Origin of the sequence: Xanthobacter sediminis, from assembly GCF_043195015.1 — a bacterium.
Taxonomy (GTDB): Bacteria; Pseudomonadota; Alphaproteobacteria; order Rhizobiales; family Xanthobacteraceae; genus Xanthobacter.
Genome location: NZ_JBAFWH010000001.1, coordinates 486,525 through 494,035 on the forward strand (window position 1 = coordinate 486,525; position 7,511 = coordinate 494,035).

Annotated in this window: 5 protein-coding genes, 1 tRNA gene and 1 pseudogene; 3 read left to right on the forward strand and 4 right to left on the reverse strand. The window is 65.7% G+C overall.

All coding sequences use genetic code 11. The annotated features are described in order from the left end of the window. Nucleotides 1–73: 73 nt before the first annotated feature. The 4 genes from V5F61_RS02010 to V5F61_RS02025 form a co-directional block, all read right to left on the reverse strand. On the reverse strand, nt 74–2,197 hold the full coding sequence (locus V5F61_RS02010; protein ID WP_393989983.1) for a fibronectin type III domain-containing protein: 2,124 nt from the start codon (nt 2,195–2,197) through the stop codon (nt 74–76). 251 nt (nt 2,198–2,448) lie between these two features. After that, a complete protein-coding gene (locus V5F61_RS02015; protein WP_393989984.1) occupies nt 2,449–3,324 on the reverse strand; it encodes a hypothetical protein in 876 nt (291 codons plus the stop codon). Between the two features lie 208 nt (nt 3,325–3,532). Beyond that, nucleotides 3,533–4,543 (reverse strand): NAD-dependent epimerase/dehydratase family protein, encoded by a 1,011-nt coding sequence (locus V5F61_RS02020; protein WP_393989985.1) that lies wholly within the window; start codon nt 4,541–4,543, stop codon nt 3,533–3,535. Between the two features lie 614 nt (nt 4,544–5,157). Continuing rightward, the gene (locus V5F61_RS02025; protein ID WP_393989986.1) at nt 5,158–6,090 is read right to left on the reverse strand and encodes a septal ring lytic transglycosylase RlpA family protein; all 933 of its coding nucleotides are present in this window, start codon (nt 6,088–6,090) and stop codon (nt 5,158–5,160) included. Between the two features lie 440 nt (nt 6,091–6,530). Here V5F61_RS02025 and V5F61_RS02030 point away from each other — a divergent pair. The 3 genes and pseudogenes from V5F61_RS02030 to V5F61_RS02040 form a co-directional block, all read left to right on the forward strand. Beyond that, nucleotides 6,531–6,620: transfer RNA gene (locus V5F61_RS02030), tRNA-Ser, on the forward strand. A 255-nt stretch (nt 6,621–6,875) separates the two neighbouring features. Continuing rightward, nucleotides 6,876–7,013: a hypothetical protein gene (locus V5F61_RS02035; protein ID WP_393989987.1), complete on the forward strand. Its 138-nt coding sequence runs from the start codon at nt 6,876–6,878 to the stop codon at nt 7,011–7,013. Between the two features lie 243 nt (nt 7,014–7,256). Further along, a pseudogene (locus V5F61_RS02040) lies at nt 7,257–7,511 on the forward strand (hypothetical protein); the annotation flags it as partial.

Here is a 7,511-nt window from a genome sequence, read left to right on the forward strand (position 1 = left end):
TTGTTGGGGTACGTGGCCCTAAAAAAAAGCGGCCGGCGTGAGCCGGCCGCTTTCCCGCGCGCGGGGCAAGGCCTCAGACGGTGCCGAAGATCTTGCTGAACTCGTAGTCATCCTGCGTGAGGCCGCTGCCGACGGGGGAGACGTGACCCACGACGTCACCGTTGTCGCGGCCCAGCGACCACATGGAGATGCCCGAGACCTCGTCGTTGGACTGCACGTAGTCCACGAGCTGCTGGGCGTCCTCCAGGGTGAAGATCTCCGACGTCACATCGTTGATGCCGATCATCGGCGTGACGACCACATCGGTGTCGAGCCCGATGTCGTGGAGCTGGGCGAGGGTGGCCTCGATCGCCGAGATGGCGTCGTCGCCCATGTCGCCGCTGTCGAAATAGTCGCCGTAGTCCATGGCCATGATGTTGACCGACGAGATGTGCACGCCGGCGTCCATGGCGGACTTGAGCAGATCCACCCCGTCCTGGGTGAGGCCGGTGGTCAGCACCGGGAGGGTGAAGGACACATCGAGGCCGGGGTTGGCCTGCTGCAGGCCCACCAGTGCGTCGTTGCGCATCCCGTTCGCGGCATCATTGGCGATCGCGGCGCCCTCGATGTCGAAGTCGAGATGGGTCACCCCGTACTTGTCGATCACGGACTGGTAGGCCGCCTGAAGCGCGCCGGCGCTGGAGAAGGTGCTGGCCGCCTCCTGGCCGTTGGCGCCGCCGAAGGAGATGGTGACGTCCACGCCCATGGCATGCAGCTCGCTCACCATGGAGGAGATGGTGGTGCCGTTGGACAGCGCGTCGTTCTGGATGTTCCCGACGCCGCCCCAGCCGATGGTGTCGGTGCCGGAAGACAGCATGAAGGCGAGCGTCACCGACTGAAGGCCCGCCTCGGAGACCATGTCCACCAGATGCTGGCTGGTGGTCAGGGACATGTCCACGTAGGGCGAGAAGCTCTTGTCGGTGCCGGTGGCGGCGCCGGCCTCATGGGTGGTCACGCTCAGGGCTTCGGAGTGCTGGGACGCACCCGCCTCGTCGAGCGCCACCACGGTGAACGCGTAGCTGGTCGAGGCCTCAAGGCCGTCCACCTTGAAGTAGGTGCCGGCGGTGGTGCCGATCAGCTCTCCGTTCTTGTAGATCTCATAGCCGGACACCGTGCCCACGCCATCCACATCGGCGGCATCCCAGCGCAGGGTGAAGGAGGTGTCGCGCACGGCGGAGGCGGCGAGGTCGTCGGGCGCGTCGGGAACCACCGGCGTGGTGTCCATGTAGCCCACGAAGGTCCACACGTTGCCGCTGCCCTCGGTGCCGCTGTGGGTGGCGGGGTCGGTGCCCTGGGTCCACCAGTTTGCGGCGTAGACCGAGTTGCCCACGCTCACTTGGTCGCCGGCTTGGTAGACCGAGCCCGCGCTCCACGGATTGGCATAGTCGACAAGCCCGCCGTCGGTGCCGCCGCCGGTGTTGCCGTTGCCGCCGGTATTCCCACCGCCCGTGTTCCCGGTGTCGCCGCCGCCGGTGTTCCCCGTGCCGCCGCCGGTGCCACCCGAATTTCCGCCGGTGCCGCCGGAGGAGCCGGAAAGGGCGCTGGTCCACTCCGATACGGCCGAGCTGTCCTTGGCGACGATGTTGCCGAGGCTCAGATCTGCGAGGCTCACGCCCGAGAGCGTGTAGGTCTGGTTGTTCGAGGGAATCGAGATCACCACCGAGCCGTCATGCTCGGAGACGGTGAAATTGTCCGCGGAAAACCAGCCGAAGTCGAGCTTGTCGGTCTGCGGATTGAAGTGGAGTACGGTATCGGTGCCCCACGCCCAGTTGATGGTCGTGGTGGTGCCGGTTCCCGTTCCGGTTCCGCCGCTGCCACCTGTGCCCGTGCCACCCGTGCCGCCGGAAGAGGAGCCGCCCGTGGAGCCCCCGCTGGAGGAGCCACCGGAGGAGGATCCGCCGCCGAGGGTCTGCGTCCATTCTGAGACGGCAGAAGCATCCTTCGCAACGATGTTGTCGAGCGAAAGGTCCGCCAGGGTCACGCCAGTGAGCGTGTAGGTCTGATTGTTGGACGGGATCGAAATGACGACCGAGCCGCCGACTTCCGAAATGTTGAAATTGTCCGCGCCCATCCAGCCGAAGTCGAGGGTGTCGGTCGCGGGATTGAAATTGAGATTTGCCTGCGTTCCCCAGGCCCAGGTGATCGTGTTTGTGGTCATTCAAGCTCCTTTTGCTGCCGTTGCGAAAGAAGCTTAGCCGCCTGTCATGGTCAAGGTGGGCGTAGTCATGTGTTTGTGAGATAACGGCGGTATCTCGATATCGTGAATTCCATAGTATCGATAATTGTTCGCAGAATAAGATCCGCCTCTGAAAATTCTGGTGTGATATTTCAACTGCGTGTTGTATCACGCGGTCGTTATCTGTGCGTGATGGTTCACGCTTTCCGTTCTTTCTGAGAGCGTGAACGGCCTCAGTTCGTCGCCGCGGAGGCGGCCTCGCGCATGGAGAGAGCCGCGCCGACGAAGAAGCCCAGCGCCCCGAGAAACAGCTGGATGTTGGCGAGCACGGGAAGCCACCATGCTTCCGTGCCATCCGGCACGTAGGCCAGGAACGCCGCGATCATGAAGGCGATGCATCCGAGCAGGTTCGTGAAGACGATCTGCCACGCCAGGCTCCGTGGCTTCCAGCTCCAATAGCCGCGGCTCGTCTCGATGAACGCGAGATAGCCCGACACGAGGAAGAGCACCGAGCCGATCATGTCCGGCCCCCAGATCACAAGGTCCTGCAGGGACCAGCTCGCAGGAGCCAGGATCGAGTCGAAGGTGTTGAAGTTGAATGCCACCGTTCCCACGAACTGGGTGAAGGTGCTGAGCCAGCCGGCATTGCGCGGGTGCCAGCCGATCAGCGCGACCCGCCGCCGCGGCGCGGTGGTGGGATCGAGGCTGAAGCTGCCTGCGTTGGCGGCCTGGAAATGCTGCATGTAGCCGGCGGTCGTGAAGGGAATGGAGCCGGCAAAGAAGATGATGTTGACCAGGAGCGTCGACGGGGTCCAGTCGGTGCCGGCGGGGACCAGCGCCAGCACGCTCCCCAGCATGAACAGGAACGAGCCGACGGCGAAGATGAGGCCGATCCACCAATTATAGGCCTGCGTCTGCCAGAACGGCGCCGGCACCTTCTCCACGGCCCGCGCCCGGCGGTCGAGCCCTTTGCGGTGCTGCCGCGCCCGCCAGATGATGTGCCGCCCGGCGAGGACGTAGCTGCGGAAGGTCACGAACGGCCATGGCCCGGCGAAATGCACGTGGCGCGCCACCAGGCGTTTCAGCTCTCCGGTGATGGGATCGTTCATGCCGGCGCGCCGCCGTCCCGGCGCCGAAGGGCACTGTGGCCGCCGATGAGGCGAGCGCAGGAAGATGGAGGCATGATCCGCTTTCCTCCTGAGGTGCGCGCAGCTCCCGCACCCGTTGGCCGGACGCTGCCGGGGAGGCTGAAGCTGGCGCTTGGTCGCACACTTCCTCCATGCGGGGAAGGGGCGGCTGGTGGCGCCCCCTCCGGTGTCACACCCGGTAGTAGTCGCGGTACCAGTCGACGAATGCGCGCACGCCCTGCTCTACGGTGGTGCTCGGAACATGGCCGGTGAGCGCCTCCAGCAGGGCGGGAGAGGCGAAGGTCTGCGGCACGTCGCCCTTCTGCATGGGCAGCATCCGGCGGATGGCGGGGATGCCCACGGCGGCCTCAATGGTTTCGACGAAGGCCATGAGCCCCACGGGCTGGCCGCCGCCGATATTCACCACCCGATAGGGGCCCTGCCGCGAAAGGGTGTCGCCGACGCCGTCCCACGTCACGCGGTTGGCCTCGTCGGGCGCCACCGGAATGAGCCGGATCACCGCTTCCACGAGATCGTCCACATAGGTGAAGTCCCGCCGCATCCGGCCCTCGCCGTAGATGTCGATGGGCTCTCCCTTCAGAATGGCCGCGACGAACTTGAACAGCGCCATGTCGGGCCGGCCCCAGGGGCCGTAGACCGTGAAGAAGCGGAAGGCCGTGGTCGGGATCTTCCACAGGTGGGCATAGCTGTGCGCCATCAGCTCGCCCGCCTTCTTGGTGGCGGCATAGAGCGTCAGCGGCTCATCGACCTTGTCGCTCTCCTCGAACGGCACCTTGTGGCTCGCGCCATAGACCGAGCTGCTGGAGGCGCTGAGAAGATGACGGACCTCCCAGCGCTTGGCCACCTCCAGCACATTCCACGTGCCGACCAGATTGGAGTCCACATAGGCCTTCGGATTTTCGAGGCTGTAGCGCACGCCGGCCTGAGCCGCGAGATGCACGATGACCTCCGGTCGCGCCGCATCGGCGGCCGCGTTCAGCGCATCCGCATCCTCAAGACGTCCGACAACCGGCCTGAACGCCGGGAAGTCGCCGAGGATGGCGTGCCGCGTCTCCTTGAGGCGGATGTCGTAATAGGAGGTCATGGCATCGAAGCCGACGACCTCGTGACCGGCCTCCAGCAGGCGTTTCGCCAGATGGAAACCGATGAAGCCGGCGGTGCCGGTAATCAGAACGCGCATGAGAGCGGCTCTCCCAACGATGCTTGCGCGCCGGCGACGCTGCGCTCACGCGCCCCGGCATGGTCGGCGCCCGCCTTCAGCGCCATTTGACCCGTGACCGTATGCCCGCCGTGCGCGCGCCCCCTTTGGACGTTCCGGCGGTGTGCCGGCAGGAGGGCGGGGTTTCTGCGAATGGTGGCGTCATGACATTCAGTAAGGGCTATCGCGAGCGAGAGGCGCGGCATTCCAGGGCCATACAGCCCACCATGCGCGCGCCGCGCCCCCGTCGTAACGGGGCGCTCACTAGCACAGTTCTCGCGTGAATGTCGTGGCCGCGCGCGATGGATTTTCGACCCATTCTGAAAGTGGCGCCCTCGCTGTGTCGCTTCCGCCGCAGGCGGTAAGCGGCGCCGGCGGGGCGAGAGGAGCCACCCAGGGCTTTATGTCTGAGGCATGAGGGCGGGTCGAATCAGGGATGGAGCCGTCAAGCTGCGTTCGCCCGCGCGGGATGTCTGGTGTGGGGGCAGGCGTCACAGGGCATCCAAGATGTGAATGCCACGCCCATCCACGGCGCTCCCCATCGCGTCCGAGGAGCGTCTTGCCTGTCGGGAACAGAGCACGAGGTGGTTGAGGAATCAGTTCCCCGCAGAAACACCTGCAAAGCCAAGACCGCTCACCGGCGCAGCGCCAGTACTCCAGCCATTGGATGCGACGCTTACGGGGCGAGGCTGCGGCACGCTTGCTGCGACATCCGCCACAGAATGAGCGTTCGTGGCGACGCGCGTCGGCGCGGGCTTGGCTGCCGTCTTCGCGGCAGGCTTGCCGCTTCCGGAACTCGCAGCCGGCTTCGAGGGAGCAGCCTGGGCGGTGCGCGCCGGAGCGGCCTCTTCCTCCGCGGCGGCAACCTCTGCCTCACCCGTTCCCAGGTCATAGGGACGGCTCAGGGGCAGGGGGGCCTCGGCCGTGGCGGTGGAAGGCATCGCCTCCGGCACCCTGGGGATGAAGGGCTTCGCGGAAGCGACCATGACACCGGAATCAGCCGGGGCCTGCGCCGGCGAGCCATCGTGCCGCAGGGTCATCGCCAGCTTGGTGTCGTCGGAGCCATCAAGCGGGGCGCGACCCACATACTCGACGCGTACGCGCGCGACGCCGAACTTCGCGAAGCCGAGCAACTCGGCCGTGCGATAGGAAACGTCGACGAGGCGCCCCTTGGTGTACGGCCCGCGATTGTTCACGCGTGCGATGATGGAGCGGTTGTTCGCCAGATTGGTCACACGCACGTAGCTCGGCATCGGCAGCGTGCGGTGGGCGACGGAGATCGACGCCATGTCGAAGACTTCGCCGTTCGCGGTCATGCGCCCGTGAAAATCGCGACCGTACCAGGAGGCAGTGCCTTCGGCGACGTAATTGGGGTCTTCGGAGGGGACGTAGGTCTTGCCGGCAACTTGATAGGGCTTGCCGACCTTGTAGCGTCCACCGCCCTTGGGAACGGGTTCCCCATCCGCCACCACGCGGGGGCTCACTTCGACGCCATAGGTGGGATCGAGCTTGCCATCGACGGATTCCACGGAGCTGCAGCCCGCGAGCGAGAAGCCGGCAAGAAGGCACCCGGCCAAAAGAGCGAGCCCACGCCACGAAGAGGCTTCACCATTGGCTGCCGGGCTCTGCCCTCGCGCCGTTGCCAGATCGTTCGACGCGCGCCTTTTGCTCATCCGCGGCTTGCCCCCGGTTCTCGCTATCGTGACTAGAGCCTATGCCATGGCGCATATGGTCGCCTGACACAAGCCCCATGCGGCGCAGTCGAACACCCCGCACGCTGGGCAAGAAAGGCGATGAAAGGCGGCGGAATTGGGGCGGGCACGACGGAATGGTAAACAGAGCGTGTCCGTTTCATGGCTCGAACGTGGGGTTGGGCGTCCTTGATGCCCGGGCGAAACGCCGGAGCACTCGACGAGAGTGATGGGCATTTGGTAAGAGCGCGTCGTCGGCGCATGGTTCGCCGCGCGCGGGAAGGGTGGCCGAGTGGTTTAAGGCAGCGGTCTTGAAAACCGCCGTGGGTGCAAGCCCACCGTGGGTTCGAATCCCACCCCTTCCGCCACTTCGGTCCGCTTCTGGGCACGCCAATCGCCGCCGATTTCCCTCCTGTTGCGGCAACAAGCGTCCGTAGCAGTTCCGTCTTCGATCCCATGATGCGAATCGCGTCGTCTGCAACCTCGACACGCTGCGCCAGCGCGCGCAGATGATCCCGCCGATAGCCCCCTTCGCTGCCACGGATGCGCTCGCGTGCGCGGTGGGCAAAACCCTGGATCATCGTCGGGGTGATGGCGCTATGGCCTGGGCTGTCGAGTAAGGCTTGCGCCCGGTCGGCATCGGCTCTCGCCTGATCGCGGATGACCTTGAGGCCGACGATGCGTTCCTTGAGCGCCGGGTCGTCGAGATCGGCCACGCCCGCCGCAATGGCGTCGTAGATCGAGATAATCTGCTCTTCTGAAAAGCGACTGCGCTTCATGTCCTGGTCCTCATGTCAGGCCAGAACAAACTTCAAACTGGATTAGCAAGGAGGGGACAACGTCACTTTCGCCGGCTTCCTGGGGGCGATAGCCGACGGCTACGATCTCGCCATGGTGGCTTTCGCATTCGGGCCGTTCGCCGGCCGGGCCTATGTGAATGTGGCCGGAGCCACGGTCGTGGTAAGCAGCTGCGTGGCCTCCCTGGCGGGATCGCGAGCATGCGCATGGCGAGCTCCTTGATGGCCCCGACGACGCGCCCGCCCCTCGGCTGGCAGCACGCGTTCGGGGCCACGACGCCAGAGGCGTCCGTGTTGTTCGCCGGCGGTGCGCTGCCGTTTTCCATCGCGGGCGCGCCGGTGGCGCTGGGTGTGCCGCTGCTGGGCGCGGGGGCTGTCGTATGCCGTGCGAAGCTGTCGGCGACCTACAGCGGGGCAGATCGCCGCGCAATTCGCGCTGAGGTTCTAACCGCGGCTTCGTCT

What these genes read in the sequence shown, in the direction of transcription:
- V5F61_RS02010 (WP_393989983.1), bottom strand. Translation starts at nt 2,197, where the DNA reads ATGACCACAAACACGATCACCTGGGCCTGGGGAACGCAGGCAAATCTC.
- V5F61_RS02015 (WP_393989984.1), bottom strand. Translation starts at nt 3,324, where the DNA reads ATGAACGATCCCATCACCGGAGAGCTGAAACGCCTGGTGGCGCGCCAC.
- V5F61_RS02020 (WP_393989985.1), bottom strand. Translation starts at nt 4,543, where the DNA reads ATGCGCGTTCTGATTACCGGCACCGCCGGCTTCATCGGTTTCCATCTG.